The sequence below is a fragment of the Flavimaribacter sediminis genome (assembly GCF_019492055.1).
GTDB lineage: Bacteria > Pseudomonadota > Alphaproteobacteria > Rhizobiales > Rhizobiaceae > Flavimaribacter > Flavimaribacter sediminis.
Genome location: NZ_JAICBX010000002.1, coordinates 1139506 through 1153981 on the forward strand (window position 1 = coordinate 1139506; position 14476 = coordinate 1153981).

The window sequence follows — 14476 nt, forward strand, 5'->3', positions numbered from 1 at the left end:
AGCATATGATCGGACTGGTGCTTGTGACCCATGGCAAGCTTGCTCAGGAATTTCGCAATGCGCTTGAGCACGTGGTCGGGCCGCAAAAAAATCTTGAAACGGTGTCCATCGGACCCGAAGACGACATGGACCAGCGCCGGATCGACATCATTGAGGCCGTCGCGGCTGCCGAGGACGGTCACGGCGTCATCATCCTGACGGACATGTTTGGCGGCACGCCGTCCAACCTGTCGATTTCCGTGATGGACAATGGCCGGATCGAGGTGATCGCCGGCGTCAATCTTCCGATGCTGATCAAGCTCGCGAGCGCGCGAACGGAAAATGACATGGAAGCCGCCCTCGCCGATGCGCAGGAAGCCGGACGCAAGTATATCAACGTCGCCAGCCGGGTTCTCAGCGGTAAGTAGACATGAACCCGGTCAAAGCCATCCCGAGCCGTCGCTTCGATATTGTCAACAAGCGGGGGCTGCATGCGCGCGCCTCGGCCAAATTCGTGCAATTGGCGGAATCCTTTGACGCCGACATAACCGTTTCCAAGGATGGGGTCAGCGTCAACGGCACATCCATTATGGGACTGATGATGCTCGCCGCCAGTCCGGGTTGCTGTATTACTGTTACTGCGGAAGGGCCGGACGCCGAAAAGGCTCTCGACGCTCTCAACGATCTGGTGGCCAGCCGGTTCGGCGAGGACAATTGATCCCGGCGCGATCAAACTTTGTCCAATCACATAAAGACTTCTTTATATGCTGTTGCCCTTTGTCGCATTGCCTGTTAAACGGCGGCCAGACAAAGACAAACAACCGGGTTGCAGCCCGCATCCGCGCTGGAGACAAGCATGAGCACTGAAAATGACTACGTCGTATCGGACATCGGTCTTTCCGATTTCGGTCGCAAGGAGATCGAAATAGCGGAAACCGAGATGCCCGGGCTGATGGCGTGCCGGGAAGAGTTCGGCGAGGCCAAGCCTCTGAAGGGCGCGCGGATCACCGGTTCGCTGCACATGACGATCCAGACCGCGGTTCTGATTGAAACATTGAACGCGCTTGGCGCGGATGTGCGCTGGGCGTCCTGCAACATCTTTTCCACGCAGGACCATGCGGCTGCAGCAATTGCGGCGACCGGCACGCCGGTATTTGCGGTCAAGGGCGAGACGCTGGAGGAATATTGGACCTATACGGACCGGATCTTCCAGTGGCCGGACGGCGAACCATCGAACATGATCCTCGACGATGGCGGCGACGCAACGATGTACATCCTGCTGGGCGCGCGCGCCGAGGCCGGCGAGGACGTGCTGTCTTCTCCGGGCAGCGAGGAAGAGGAAGTCCTTTTCGCGCAGATAAAGAAGCGCCTTGCAGCCTCTCCGGGATTCTTCACCAGGCAGCGCGATGCGATCCGCGGCGTGACCGAGGAGACGACGACGGGCGTGAACCGTCTGTACCAGCTTCAGAAGCAGGGACTACTGCCGTTTCCGGCGATCAATGTGAACGACTCGGTGACGAAGTCGAAATTTGACAACAAGTATGGCTGCCGTGAATCGCTGGTCGACGGGATCCGTCGCGCGACGGATGTCATGATGGCCGGCAAGGTGGCGGTCGTTTGCGGTTACGGCGACGTCGGCAAGGGGTCGGCGGCTTCGCTGCGCGGCGCGGGCGCCCGCGTCAAGGTGACCGAGATTGATCCAATCTGCGCGCTCCAGGCGGCGATGGACGGCTTCGAGGTCGTTCAGCTTGAGGACGTGGTCTCCACGGCCGACATCTTCGTGACGACGACGGGCAACAAGGACGTGATCCGGATCGAGCATATGCGCGAGATGAAGGACATGGCGATCGTCGGCAATATCGGCCACTTCGATAACGAGATCCAGGTGCAGGCCCTGCGCAACTACAAATGGACGAACGTGAAGCCGCAGGTGGACATGATTGAGTTTCCGGACGCCAGCCGGATGATCCTGTTGTCGGAGGGACGTCTTCTGAACCTCGGCAATGCAACCGGTCATCCGTCCTTCGTCATGTCGGCGTCGTTCACCAACCAGGTTCTTGCGCAGATCGAGCTTTATGCGCGGGGCGACCAGTACGGCAATGAAGTCTACGTGCTTCCGAAGCATCTGGACGAGAAGGTGGCGAAGCTGCACCTCGACAAACTGGGCGCGCGGCTGAGCGAACTTTCCGACGAACAGGCCAGCTATATCGGCGTCGAGACGACCGGACCATACAAGCCGGAACACTACAGATACTGATTTTTCAGATTCTTCCCACAATATATGGTAGGCGCGCCCTTGACAGAGGGCGCGCTTTCTTTTTTTCGCCGCGCGGCTTCACGCTGATTCGCCAATAAGTTATTCTGAATTCACAATGATTCGCGGACCCGACGAGGACAAGACGGGCCGCGTTGCAGGGCTGTCTTGGCAGAATGCGGCAAAGAGGTACAAGACATGCCGGGCACGAACGTGTCTTCAAGGGCTGAGTCCAGTCGGACCAGCGCCGGCGGTAGATTCATAACTTGGTTTTCGGGGATCCGCTCTGGAACTCCGGTCCTCACGTTTTTGGGCTGTGTCGCCATCACGGCTGCGACGGGACGATCCCTGGCGCAGGACTTGCGCGGGCTTGAGACCGTCGAGACAGACGGCGGAATGGGTCCTTTTTCCAGCTCCTTCGACCTCATCTATCTCTCGCTGGTCATCGGCGCGGTGTCCGCTGCAATGATTTCAGCAATATGGATGATTCGTGAACGCGCGCGCACGGCGCAGAAGGCGGATGAACTGCGAATCAGCCTGGCCCAGGCCCAGACTGACCTATCGCGCTATGAAGCGCTGATTGCAGAGAATGATCGCTGTTACGTCATCTGGGACGGTGATTTACCGCCGCATGTACTCGGCAGCCTTGCTTCTCACGTCAGCGCTCTGCGCTCCGACAGCGACCTGCTTGCCTTCGGCAAATGGCTGGACCCCAAATCCGCGGCAGAGATGGACGATGCGGTGGACAAGCTGCGCAGCCGGGCCAAGGTCTTCGAATGCTCTGTCGAAACCCGTGACGGCGAAATGCTGGAAATTCAGGGAAGAACGCTCGGCGGTCGCGCCTTTATCCGGTTCTGCGTCCTGGCCGATCTGCAGGCGGAGCTGGCGGCGACGGAATCCGAACGCAGCCGGCTCGCTGCACGCTCGGAATCGCTGCAAGCTCTCATGGACAAGCTCGAGACGCCCATTTGGCTGCGGGACAGCGACGACCGCATGGTCTGGGTCAACCAGGCCTACGCAGCGGCCGTGGAGGCATCGGATTGCCGCGAGGCGATCGAAAAGGAGATCGAGTTGCTTGGAACGCAGGCGCGCCACAAGATCGCGTCACATACGACGCATGAGCGGCCATTCGTTGGAAAGGTGTCGACCGTGGTCCACGGCAACCGCACTTTCTTCGACATCACCGAAGCGAGAACCTCGTCGGGCACGGCCGGCTACGCCGCCGACATCACCGAGACCGAAGCTGTTCGCGAGGAGCTCAGACGAACTATCGACAGTCACGCAGAAACGCTGAACCTCCTGACGACCCCGGTCGCCATGTTCGACGGTGACCAGTGCCTGCAGTTTTACAATCAGGCCTTTCAGGATCTCTGGGGGCTCGAAACGCCGTTTCTGAAAAACCGCCCGACCAATTCGGAGCTTCTCGAAAAGCTGCGCACCGCCGGCCGACTGCCGGAACAGCCCTCCTGGCGTGACTGGAAGGAAGAAACGCTTTCGGTCTACCGATCCGTTGATCCGGAGCCGCGCCTGTGGCATCTCGCCGACGGACAGACGCTGAACGTCTTCGCCAATATTCATCCAGGCGGCGGCGTAACCTGGGTGTTCGAGAACCTGACAGAAAAATACGACCTTGAATCCCGCTACAACACGCTGGTTAAAGTGCAGGGCGAAACCATTGATCACCTTGCCGAAGGGGTTGCGGTCTTTGGCGCCGATGGCCGTCTGCGCCTGTCCAACCCTGCCTTCCGCGCGCTCTGGACAATTCCGGAAAAATCGGCGGCTGCAGGGGTGCATGTTCGGGAAATCGCGGGGCTCTGCAAGCCTTCCCACGACGGCCCGGACGGCTGGCCCTTCTTCACCTCTGTCATCACCGGTTACGACGAAGAGCGTCGAACGCATCAGGGGCGCCTGACGCTGAACAGCGGGCTCATTGTCGATTATGCGGTCGTGCCGCTACCGGATGCGCAAATCATGCTCGCCTTCCTCAACGTCACGGACAACGCGATGGTCGAAAAGGCGCTGACGGAGAAAAACGACGCGCTGCGCAAGGCCGATGCGCTCAAAAACGATTTCGTGCAGCACGTCTCGTATGAACTCCGCTCTCCGCTCACCAACATTATCGGTTTCACCGATCTTCTGAAGACGCCTCAGGTCGGCGATCTCAACGAGCGGCAGGCCGAATATGTCGAACATATCTCCACCTCGTCTTCCCTGCTCCTGACCATCGTCAACGACATTCTCGACCTTGCGACCGTCGACGCCGGGATCATGGAACTCAATATGACAAGCGTGGATGTCATCCAGGTAGCGGAAGAGGTCGGCGAACTGTTCGCAACCCGGCTCAAGGAAGACGATATTTCCCTGCGCGTCAACGCGCCGGACTCGATCGGCCGCATCGTCGCCGACGAACAGCGCCTCAAGCAGATCCTGCTCAAGCTGCTCGGCAACGCCGCGAATCATGCGCCCGCCGGTAGCGCGATCGACCTTTCCTGCACGCGTGAGGGCGAGGATATCGTTTTCGCCGTGTCCGACACCGGCGCTGGCATTCCTGACGACGTGTTGCAGACGATCTTCAAACGCTTTGAGTCGCATGCGCCCAACGGCCGGCGCAGCGGCGCAGGCCTTGGTCTCTCCATCGTCGACAGTTTCGTCAGGCTGCACAATGGCAGGGTCGACGTGAGAACTTCGCAGGGCAAGGGCACGACCGTGATCTGCCGCCTTCCGGCCAACGCCGAGATTCAGGCGGACGCCGCGGAGTAGGCGTCCTTGCCAAACGGAACCGATATCGACTATCGCCAAGCGATGACCATCCGGACCGAAACCCTTCAGCTGGAGAATGAAGCCGCGACCGCGCAACTCGGCCAGGATCTCGCCCTGGCTGTTGCTGTCGGCGACTGCGTCGCCCTTGCCGGCGATCTTGGAGCGGGAAAATCGACGTTGGCGCGCGCGCTGATCCGGGCGATCGCCGATGACGACGAACTGGAAGCGCCGAGCCCCACCTTCACGCTCGTCCAGACCTATGAATTGCGCCTGCCGGTCGCCCATATCGACCTCTACCGGATCTCCGACCCGCAAGAGATCGATGAACTCGGCCTTGACGACGCGCTCGCCACGGGCGTCGCCCTGATCGAGTGGCCAGAAAGGGCGGAAGGGGAACTGCCGGACGAGACAATCCAGATCGCCTTCGCGGAAGCTGGCGCCGGACGATCCGTCACGATCTCCGGTCCTCCGGAACCCATGGACCGTATCGCGCGAACGCTTCGGATCCGGGCCTTTCTGGACAAATTTCGGCCAGGCGCCCAAAGACGATACTTCCAGGGCGACGCCTCGACCCGGCGATTCGAACTGATACGCGGAGAAAACGGCGAGGCGCTTTTCCTGATGGATTCGCCGGAAAAGCCCGCCGGTCCCGTGGTGCGCGACGGCAAGGCCTACACGGCTATCGCCCATACGGCGCTGACGGTTGCGCCTTTCGTCGCAATAGCCGATTTCCTGCGCGCTTCCGGCTTTCGGGTTCCGGAGATCGTCGCCTGTTTGCTGGATGACGGCATTCTGCTTGTCAGTGATCTCGGGCGGACCGGCGTGCTCGACGCGCATGGCCTGCCGATCGAGGAACGGCTGTCAACGGCGATCGACTGCCTGGTGAAGCTGCACCGTACGGCGATCCCGCCCTCCATTCCGGTCTCCGGCGGGCCGGACTACGTGATACCGCCCTACGACGCCGACGCCATGATGATCGAGGTAGAGCTCTATCTCGACTGGTATCTGCCCCAATTCGCCGGCGAGACGGTGACGGCCGGGGAGCGTGACCGCTACATCGCGGCCTGGCGGGCTGTTATCGACAGGCTACAAAACACCGAACAAAGCCTGGTTCTGCGCGACTTCCACTCCCCCAACCTGCTGTGGAATGCTTCCGGACAGGGAACCGACCAGATCGGCATCGTGGATTTCCAGGATGCGCTCACCGGTCCGGCCGCCTATGACGTCGCGTCGCTCGTTCACGACGCGCGGGTGACAGTCGATCCGAGGCTCGCCAAACGACTGGTGGCGCGTTATCTCGATGCGCGCGGGGACGACGCGGATTTCGACAAGGAGGGCTTCCTGGAGGCGCTCGCCATTACCCAGGCGCAGCGCGCCACCAAGATTCTTGGTATTTTCGTGCGGCTGAAAGAGCGAGACGGCAAACCCGGATATATCGCGCATCTGCCGCGCATCCGCGCCTATCTCGCCGAGGCTCTGCGACACCCGGCGCTAAATTCCTTGCATGAACACTATTATCGGGCTGGTATCGGCCCAGACGAATCATAGCGGACCATCCGCCGGGGAACGCATCATGCCCAAAACAGCCATGATCCTGGCAGCAGGTCTTGGAACCCGCATGCGACCGATCACCGACACGCTGCCGAAGCCGCTGGTCACGGTCGCGGGACGGAGCCTGATCGACCACGCCATCGACAATCTCGTCGCGGCCGGCGTCAAACGGACCGTGGTGAATGTCCATTATCGCGGCGCTCAGTTGCGTGAGCACCTGCAGACGGTCGACCGTATCGAGATCGAGATTTCCGACGAGACCGATAGGTTGCTCGATTCCGGCGGCGGCATTGTGAAGGCTTTGCCGCTGCTTGGCGCCGATCCTTTCGCGATCGTCAACGCCGACACGTTCTGGCTGGAATCGCCGGGCGGCGACGTCTCAAGCCTCCGGGCAATGGCCGACGCCTGGGACGGGAATCGGATGGACATGCTTCTGATGACGGCCCGCCTCGACCAGTGCACGGGATATGACGGCAAGGGCGATTTCCTGGTCGATGCGGATGGCCGGTTGCGCCGTCACGACCGCGTGTCCGCTGATCCGGTGGTCTATCCGGGCGCGGCGATCATCCATCCGCGCATATTCGAGGACGCGCCGAATGAGCCCTTCTCTCTCAATTGGTGCTTCGACCGGGCAATCGCCTCCGACCGCCTGTTCGGTTTTGCCATGAGCGGTCATATCCTGACCATCGGCACGCCCGAAGCGATCGGCGAAGCCGAAACGGTGATGGCCCGGTTCGGCGCAAACCCATGACGCGCAAAAAGCTTTTCACGATCCCGCCCGGCGCGCCATTTCTCAAGGTGCTGGCGGCGCGCCTGTGCGACGGAACGCTGATTGAGGGATTTTACCATCGCGCCGACAACCCGCTGTCACTAGCCTCCGCCGTAATATATGTTCCGACACGCAGGGCGGCGCGCGCGCTGCGATCCGAGTTCGTAGACCTGCTGCCTGCCCCAAGCGCCATCTTGCCGGTCATCCGGCCGCTGGGAGACTATGACGAGGACGCGGGCTTTTTTGACGAGACGATTGCGCAGGAGGACCTTGCGCCGCCCGTTGGCCAGACAGAAAGGCTGCTCGAACTCGCCAACCTGATTCTGGCCTGGAAACGCAGGCTGCCGCAGGCCGTCGCCGACGTGCATGGCGATCACCCGCTGCTCGCGCCGGCGAACCCCGCGGACGCCGTGTGGCTGGCCAGAAGCCTTGCCGACCTGCTCGATTCCATGGAGACCGAGGAACGGCCCTGGTCGGCGCTTTCCGATATCAGCAGCGAGGATCATGCGCGCTGGTGGCAACTGTCGCTGGAATTCCTCAAGATCGCCTCGGTCTTCTGGCCGCAGCGGCTGGTCGAACTGGACAGATCGAGCGCGGCCGCGCATCGCAATGTCGTCTTGCGCGCGGAGGCCGAACGCCTGAAGAGCGCTCCTCCAGACGGACCGGTCGTCATCGCCGGGTCAACGGGATCGATCCCCGCGACGGCCGAGTTGATGCGAACCGTAGCCAGCATGGAGCGTGGCGCCGTGGTGCTGCCGGGTCTGGATTTCAACATCGGCGACGCGACATGGCCGCTCGTCGGCGGCGCGCCACGGGACGGATTTTTCGACCCGGCGATCTGCGCTCATCCGCAATATGGCCTGTTCGCCCTGCTCGCAAAACTCGAAGCCGGCCGTGACGAGGTGTCAAGCCTCGCAGAACCGGATGCGGATATGGCCCTGCGCAATCGCATAGTCTCGACCGCGCTGCTGCCTGCGGAAGCCACGCAAAGCTGGGTCGAAAGTGATCTGACTCCTACGGAAATCGCGGGGGCCTGCAGACGCATCGACCTGATCGAGGCGGCGAACGAGCGCGAGGAAGCCCTGGCGATTGCAACAGCCATGCGGCTTTCGGCCGAGCCGGAAGCAGCGAGCCAGCCGCGCAATGTGGCGCTGGTGACGCCGGACCGCAACCTGGCGCGCCGGGTATCCGCCGAACTCAGGCGCTTCGGGATCGGCGCCGACGATTCCGGCGGACAGTCGCTTGCTCTCACTCCGCCAGGCGCAATCTGCCGGCTCATACTTGCCGCCTGCTGCCGGCCGCAGGATCCGGTGGCGCTTTTGTCACTGCTGAAACATCCGCTCGCCCGCTTCGGCGGAACGGCGGCCGATGCGCGCCAAAACGCCCGTCTTTTCGAACGGATCGTGCTTCGCGACGCCAGGTTTCCGGTTGAAACCGATGCGATCGTCGCGGCGTTCGACCTCCGCCTTGCGGAACGCCAGGCGGAGGCGCGTCATGCGCCCTTCTGGTGGCGACGCCTGACTGACGCCGATATTCAGCGCTGCCGAACCTTCGCCGAAACCGTGGAAACCGCCCTTGCGCCCCTGACAGGCGTAAAGGCTGCGCTGCCGGTCGCTGAATGGGTCGGCAAGACGATCGAGGCGCTGGAGGCGGTGGCGGCGGACGACCGCGGCGACCTTTCGAACCTGTGGTCGGGAGAGGCCGGAGAGCAATTGTACGGCCTGCTTGCGGAGATGCTGGAGGATCGCTCCGGCCTTGCCTGCAGCGCCTTCGAATGGGCCGGCATGACGCCGGCGTTGCTGGCCGGCGAGATGGTCAAACCGCGCGCAGGGAGCCATCCCCATGTGTTCATTTGGGGTTCTCTCGAAGCGCGTCTTCAGCCAGTCGACACGCTGATCATGGCCGGCCTCAACGAGGGAACCTGGCCCGGTCAGACCTCGACCGATCCTTTCCTCTCGCGGAGTATGATGGCGGATATCGGCCTTGAGCCGCCGGAAAGGCGGATCGGGCTCGCGGCCCATGATTTTCAGATGAATCTTGGCGCACCCCATGTCATCCTCTCGCGCTCCGCGCGGTCTGCGAATGCGCCAACGGTGCCTTCCCGCTGGCTGCAGCGGCTTCTTGCGATCGTCGGCGACAACGACGCGACGGCCATGCGCTCGCGCGGAGGCCGCTTCGTGCAATGGGCCAGCGATCTCGATCTTGCCGACGACATGCCGCTCGCCGCCCGGCCGGCCCCGAAACCGCCGGCGGAGCTGCAGCCGAAGCGTTACTCCTTCAGCGAAGTCCAGAAACTGCGGCGCGACCCCTATGCGATCTACGCCAGGCGCGTATTGCGGCTCGACCCGCCGGAAGAACTCGGCCTGGAGCCGGGACCTGCGGAGCGCGGCACCCTGTATCACGGCATCGCCGAGCAATTCGCCATCGTGGCCGGTCAGGTCGACGCCGAGGACCGTTTGCGCGATATCTGGCGACAGACTTTCGAGGAAGCCGGCTTGCCCGCGCATATCCGGATCATCTGGCAGACCGAGTTCGAACGGATCGCCGGGCCGCTGATCGAATGGGAACGCGGCCGAGACGCTACGATCGCGACACGCCATACCGAAATTCGCGCGGCCTACGACATAGACCAATGCGGCGTTCTGTTGACAGGGATCGCGGACCGGATCGACATTGCTCATGATGGAACGGTCGAGATCATCGATTTCAAGACCGGCAGTTCGCCGAGCCGGAAAGTCGCCTGGACCCTGCTCGACCCGCAATTGCCGCTGGAGGGCGCGGCCCTCATGGCCGGCGCATTCGCCGGGGTCGATCCTCTCGATCCGGAGCATCTGATCTATGTGCGGCTCCGTCCCGACGACAACTTCAAGGCGGAGTGTGTGGACGGGTCGATCCGCGGATATCCGGACGCGAAGTCGGCGACGGATCTTGCGACGGAATCGCTCGCCCGTTTCACCGATCTGATCAACGCGCTGGCGCGCGGCGAACTCGGCTTCGCCTCGCAGGTCATTCCCGACGCCGCCGCTCAATACGGCCGCGAATACGACCATCTCGCCCGCGTCCAGGAATGGTCCGTGCTGGAAGACAGCCCGAACGGGGATGGCGAATAATGAGCGATTCCTTCGACATCACCTGGACGCAGGCGCAGCAGGAAAAAGCCTCCAATCCGGCCCGGTCCGCCTGGGTGTCGGCGAACGCCGGCTCGGGCAAGACGCATGTGCTGGCGCAGCGGGTCGTCCGGCTCTTGCTGAACGGTTGCCGGCCATCCGCCATTCTCTGCCTGACCTATACGAAGGCGGCCGCCTCGGAGATGTCGAACCGGGTGTTCGAGCGGCTGGCGGAATGGACAAGGCTGGATGACGCCGCGCTGTCGGCGAGGCTTGCGGACATCGAGGGCCGAAGGCCGGACGCCCTGCGCCTCGCCTTCGCCCGCCAGCTGTTCGCGCGCGCGCTGGAAACGCCGGGCGGTCTGAAAATCCAGACCATTCACGCCTTCTGCGAGGCGGTGCTGCACCAGTTTCCGCTGGAAGCCAATGTGGCCGGCCATTTCGAGGTTCTCGACGAGGCCGGCGCGCGACGACTGCTCGACGAGGCCCGCGAAGCTCTGCTGACAGAGGTGGCGCAGGAGGCCGACGCGCGCCTGGTCGAGGCGTTCAGAAACGTGCTGGCCGCCACCGGCCAGTGGGGCATGGACCGGCTGTTCGAGGAGATCGTCGGAGAGCGCGCCGCCATCAATGAATTCGGGCTTGCGGCGGAACGCCAAGGCGGCGAAGAAAAGCTGTTGCGCAGGATCACGGGGCTCGATCCGGACGATACCGAGGATTCCATATTGAGCTCGGTCTGGCCGCTCGCAGGATTTCAGGGACCAGCGCTCGCCGAATTCGCAGACGTCGCGCGCAGTCAGAAAGCAAAGCGGGCGCGTGAATTCGTTGACGGGCTGATGCGGGCCGAGGCGCTGGACGAACCGCAGGACCGCTATACAGAGCTTGCGACGCTGTTTCTGACGTCGGAAGGCAAGCCCCGCAAACTCGCCTCCCTGGCGACCAAGTCAATCCAGGAGGCCATTCCCGATCTGGAAGACCGAATTGCAGAGGCCCAGGATCATTTCATCGCGGCGCGCGACCGGCTGCAGAGGTTGCGCATGGTGTTTCTCACTTGCGACGCGCTGGTTCTCGCACGCCGTCTCGACAGCGGCTACGAGGCGCTGAAGCGTCGCGACGGCAAACTGGATTTCGACGACCTTGTCGCTCGAACCGGCGCGTTGTTGGCGCGTGACGGCGCGGGCCCATGGGTGCACTACAAGCTCGATCGCGGGATCGACCATATTCTCGTCGACGAGGCCCAGGACACGAGCCCCGAACAATGGGCGGTGATCAGTCGGCTCGCCGCAGAATTCTTTGCTGGCCAATCGTCGCGCGAAACGCTTCGCACCCTGTTCGCTGTCGGCGACGAGAAGCAGTCGATCTACTCCTTCCAGGGCGCGCGGCCGGACCTCTTCCGGATCAAGCAGCGTGAATTCAGCCTCATGGCCCGCGACGCCGACCGGCATTTCGAACAGCCGCGACTGCGGCTTTCCTTCCGCTCGACGGCGAGCGTGCTTTCGGCGGTGGACGACGTTTTCGAGCCGGAAGAGATCCGGCGCGGACTCGGCGAACCGGGCGAGCCGGTCGCCCACAGCTCCCACAGAGGCGGCGAACCGGGCGTCGTCGATTTGTGGGACATGATCGGCAAGCAGGCAAGCGACGACCACGACGACTGGCGCGCGCCTTTCGACGCGATCGCAGAAACCGCGCCGCCGGCGGAACTGGCGCGCCGGATAGCCGGGACGATCGTCGAGTGGCTTCGCCATGAAGAATGCATCGTGCGCTCCGGCGTGAAGCGGCCGATCACCGCCGGAGACATCCTCGTGCTGGTGCGCAAGCGGGACGCATTCGTCAACGCGCTGATGCGCGAATTGAAGAAGGCGCAGATCCCTGTGGCTGGCGCGGACCGGCTCATACTGACCGGGCATATCGCCGTTCAGGACCTGATGGCGCTCGGTCGGGTGATGCTGATGCCTGGAGACGATCTTTCGCTGGCGGCCATCCTCAAGAGCCCGCTGTTCGGTTTTGACGAGGACATGCTGTTTCGCCTGGCGGCCGAGCGGCCTGAACGGGCGAGCCTGTTTGATCATCTGGCAACGCTTGCGGAATCGGAAGGCGGCGCCTGGTTGGAATCGTATTCCCGGCTGTCCGGACTGCTTGCGATCGCCGACGCCGCGTCGCCCTTTGAATTCTACGCCCGCCTGCTCGGACCTGACGGCGGCAGGCAGCGTTTCCTCGCCCGGCTTGGCACGGAAGCCGGCGACATTCTGGACGAGTTTCTTTCGTTCTGCCTCGATCATGAATCCGGCGACCTTCCAGGGCTTCAGGCGCTGATCGCGTCACTGGAAAGCGCCTCTCCCGTCATCAAGCGCGAACTGGAGCAGGGACGCGACGAGATCCGCATCATGACGGGGCACGCCTCCAAGGGGCTCGAGGCGCCGGTGGTCTTCCTGGTGGATTCCGGAGGCAAACCGGCTGACGAACGCCATGCGCCGCGCCTGCAGACGTTGCCGATAGAGGCCGCAACCGGATTGCCGGTGTCCGCGCCGCTCTGGATTCCCGGCAAAAGCTACGCGAACAGCGTCGGCGACGCGATGAAATCGGACTGGCTTTCAGCCATGGACGACGAATACCGTCGGCTTCTTTATGTCGGGATGACGCGCGCCGCTGACCGGCTGATCGTCTGCGGCTATCACGGGATCAAGGTTCCCTCCTGGCGTCACTGGCACGCAACCGTGAAAGAGGCCTTCTCTGACAACGCCTCCGTGACACCCATGACTTTCAGCGCGGGGGGCGCGCAATGGGAGGGGCTGCGCTACACGCAGCACGACGCCGAGGGCTTTCATCGGCAATCGGGCCCGGCCGCGCCCGAAAGCGACCATCCGCCGCTTCCCGGCGCCCTTGGCCGCCCGCTGCCAAAACCGGCGCGGCTGCCGCGACCGTTGACGCCGTCATCGACGGGCCTTGCGGTCGAGGCCGAACCCTCTGACGCGCCGGTCATGACGTCGCCCTTCGACAACGAACGGGGCGACGAGCGGCCGCTGGAGCGCGGCCGGGTCGTTCACAGGCTTCTGCAGCTTCTGCCCGACCAGGCGCCGGCCGAACGGCGGCGTCTGGCTGCGCGCTATCTGGGTCGGGCGCTTCCCGACTGGAGCCCGCCGGACTGCGAAGCCCTCGCCGACAGCATTCTTGAGATTCTGGAGGATCCCCGGTTCGCGCCGGTGTTCTCACCCGCAAGCCGGGCGGAGGTTTCGATGATGGGCACACTGGAGATCGCCGGCGAGCAACGGGCAGTCTCGGCGCGGCTCGACCGGCTGGCCGTCTCGGAGGGGGAGGTGTTGATCGTCGATTACAAGACCGACCGCAATCCGCCCGCCGACGAAAGCGGGGTCGCCCAGGTGTACCTGACGCAGCTTGCGCTTTACCGCGCGCTTCTGCAGCCGATCTACCCGGACCGGACGGTGCGCGCGGCGTTGCTCTACACGGAAGCTCCGCGCCTGATCGTCTGCGACAACCGGCGCCTCGACGAGACGCTTTTAGCGCTGTCGACAATGTGAGCGCGTCCGCCTTGAAATTCTGCCGGCCGTGTCTGATATTAGATCCAACGACAGGGTCCGATTCTTTTCGGGCCCGAATTCAATTCGAAGGAGCAAATTCATGGCCACTGTGAAGGTCGACAATGCAAATTTCGAGAAGGAAGTCCTCAATTCCGCCGAGCCGGTGGTAGTCGACTTCTGGGCCGAATGGTGCGGACCGTGCAAGATGATCGCCCCCAGCCTAGAGGAAATCTCTGCGGAGATGGAAGGCAAGATCAAGGTCGCAAAGCTTAACATCGACGAAAATCCGGAGCTCGCCGCCCGCTACGGCGTGCGTTCGATTCCGACGCTGACCATGTTCAAGGCGGGCGAAGTCGCCGACATGAAGGTGGGCGCTCTGCCGAAATCGGCGCTGTCCAGCTGGATCAGCGGCGCCGTCTGAGCCAAACCGCTTTTCCCACGCATTCAGCCCGCAAGGCTTTAAGGCCTTGCGGGTTTTTCTTTGCCCAGTGCAGGCTGGCTTTGGGTCGCAAAGGCTGGTTTT

The 14476-nt window shown here is 62.9% G+C and carries 9 protein-coding genes; all 9 read left to right on the plus strand.

Going from position 1 to position 14476, the window contains the following annotated elements; all coding sequences use genetic code 11:
- Positions 1-5: 5 nt before the first annotated feature.
- The 9 genes from K1W69_RS13590 (at position 6) to trxA (ending at position 14374) form a co-directional block, all read left to right on the plus strand.
- Positions 6-407 carry a PTS sugar transporter subunit IIA gene (locus tag K1W69_RS13590; protein WP_220228868.1) on the plus strand — a complete coding sequence of 134 codons (402 nt, stop codon included), beginning with the start codon at positions 6-8 and terminating at the stop codon, positions 405-407.
- Positions 408-409: 2 nt separating this feature from the next.
- Entirely contained in the window at positions 410-697 is a 288-nt protein-coding gene (locus tag K1W69_RS13595) for an HPr family phosphocarrier protein (RefSeq protein WP_220228869.1), read from the plus strand.
- 138 nt (positions 698-835) lie between these two features.
- The gene (ahcY, locus tag K1W69_RS13600; RefSeq protein WP_220228870.1) at positions 836-2236 is read left to right on the plus strand and encodes an adenosylhomocysteinase; all 1401 of its coding nucleotides are present in this window, start codon (positions 836-838) and stop codon (positions 2234-2236) included.
- A 357-nt stretch (positions 2237-2593) separates the two neighbouring features.
- On the plus strand, positions 2594-4993 hold the full coding sequence (locus tag K1W69_RS13605; protein ID WP_220228871.1) for a sensor histidine kinase: 2400 nt from the start codon (positions 2594-2596) through the stop codon (positions 4991-4993).
- 42 nt (positions 4994-5035) lie between these two features.
- Complete coding sequence (gene tsaE, locus K1W69_RS13610) at positions 5036-6541, plus strand: tRNA (adenosine(37)-N6)-threonylcarbamoyltransferase complex ATPase subunit type 1 TsaE (RefSeq protein WP_220229344.1); 1506 nt, start codon at positions 5036-5038, stop codon at positions 6539-6541.
- 25 nt (positions 6542-6566) lie between these two features.
- The gene (locus K1W69_RS13615) at positions 6567-7295 is read left to right on the plus strand and encodes a nucleotidyltransferase family protein (protein ID WP_258571031.1); all 729 of its coding nucleotides are present in this window, start codon (positions 6567-6569) and stop codon (positions 7293-7295) included.
- Positions 7292-10423 carry a double-strand break repair protein AddB gene (addB, locus tag K1W69_RS13620; RefSeq protein WP_220228872.1) on the plus strand — a complete coding sequence of 1044 codons (3132 nt, stop codon included), beginning with the start codon at positions 7292-7294 and terminating at the stop codon, positions 10421-10423. Before K1W69_RS13615 ends, addB begins: the two co-directional genes overlap by 4 nt.
- Entirely contained in the window at positions 10423-13953 is a 3531-nt protein-coding gene (addA, locus tag K1W69_RS13625; protein ID WP_220228873.1) for a double-strand break repair helicase AddA, read from the plus strand. The genes addB and addA overlap by 1 nt, the downstream gene beginning before the upstream one ends.
- 82 nt (positions 13954-14035) lie before the next feature.
- Entirely contained in the window at positions 14036-14374 is a 339-nt protein-coding gene (trxA, locus tag K1W69_RS13630) for a thioredoxin (protein WP_370688262.1), read from the plus strand.
- Positions 14375-14476 lie beyond the last annotated feature (102 nt).

Excerpts from the sequence above, each read along its gene's own strand:
- K1W69_RS13590 (WP_220228868.1), top strand. The coding sequence starts at position 6 with ATGATCGGACTGGTGCTTGTGACCCATGGCAAGCTTGCTCAGGAATTT.
- K1W69_RS13595 (WP_220228869.1), top strand. The coding sequence starts at position 410 with ATGAACCCGGTCAAAGCCATCCCGAGCCGTCGCTTCGATATTGTCAAC.
- ahcY (WP_220228870.1), top strand. The coding sequence starts at position 836 with ATGAGCACTGAAAATGACTACGTCGTATCGGACATCGGTCTTTCCGAT.
- tsaE (WP_220229344.1), top strand. The coding sequence starts at position 5,036 with ATGACCATCCGGACCGAAACCCTTCAGCTGGAGAATGAAGCCGCGACC.
- K1W69_RS13615 (WP_258571031.1), top strand. The coding sequence starts at position 6,567 with ATGCCCAAAACAGCCATGATCCTGGCAGCAGGTCTTGGAACCCGCATG.
- addB (WP_220228872.1), top strand. The coding sequence starts at position 7,292 with ATGACGCGCAAAAAGCTTTTCACGATCCCGCCCGGCGCGCCATTTCTC.
- addA (WP_220228873.1), top strand. The coding sequence starts at position 10,423 with ATGAGCGATTCCTTCGACATCACCTGGACGCAGGCGCAGCAGGAAAAA.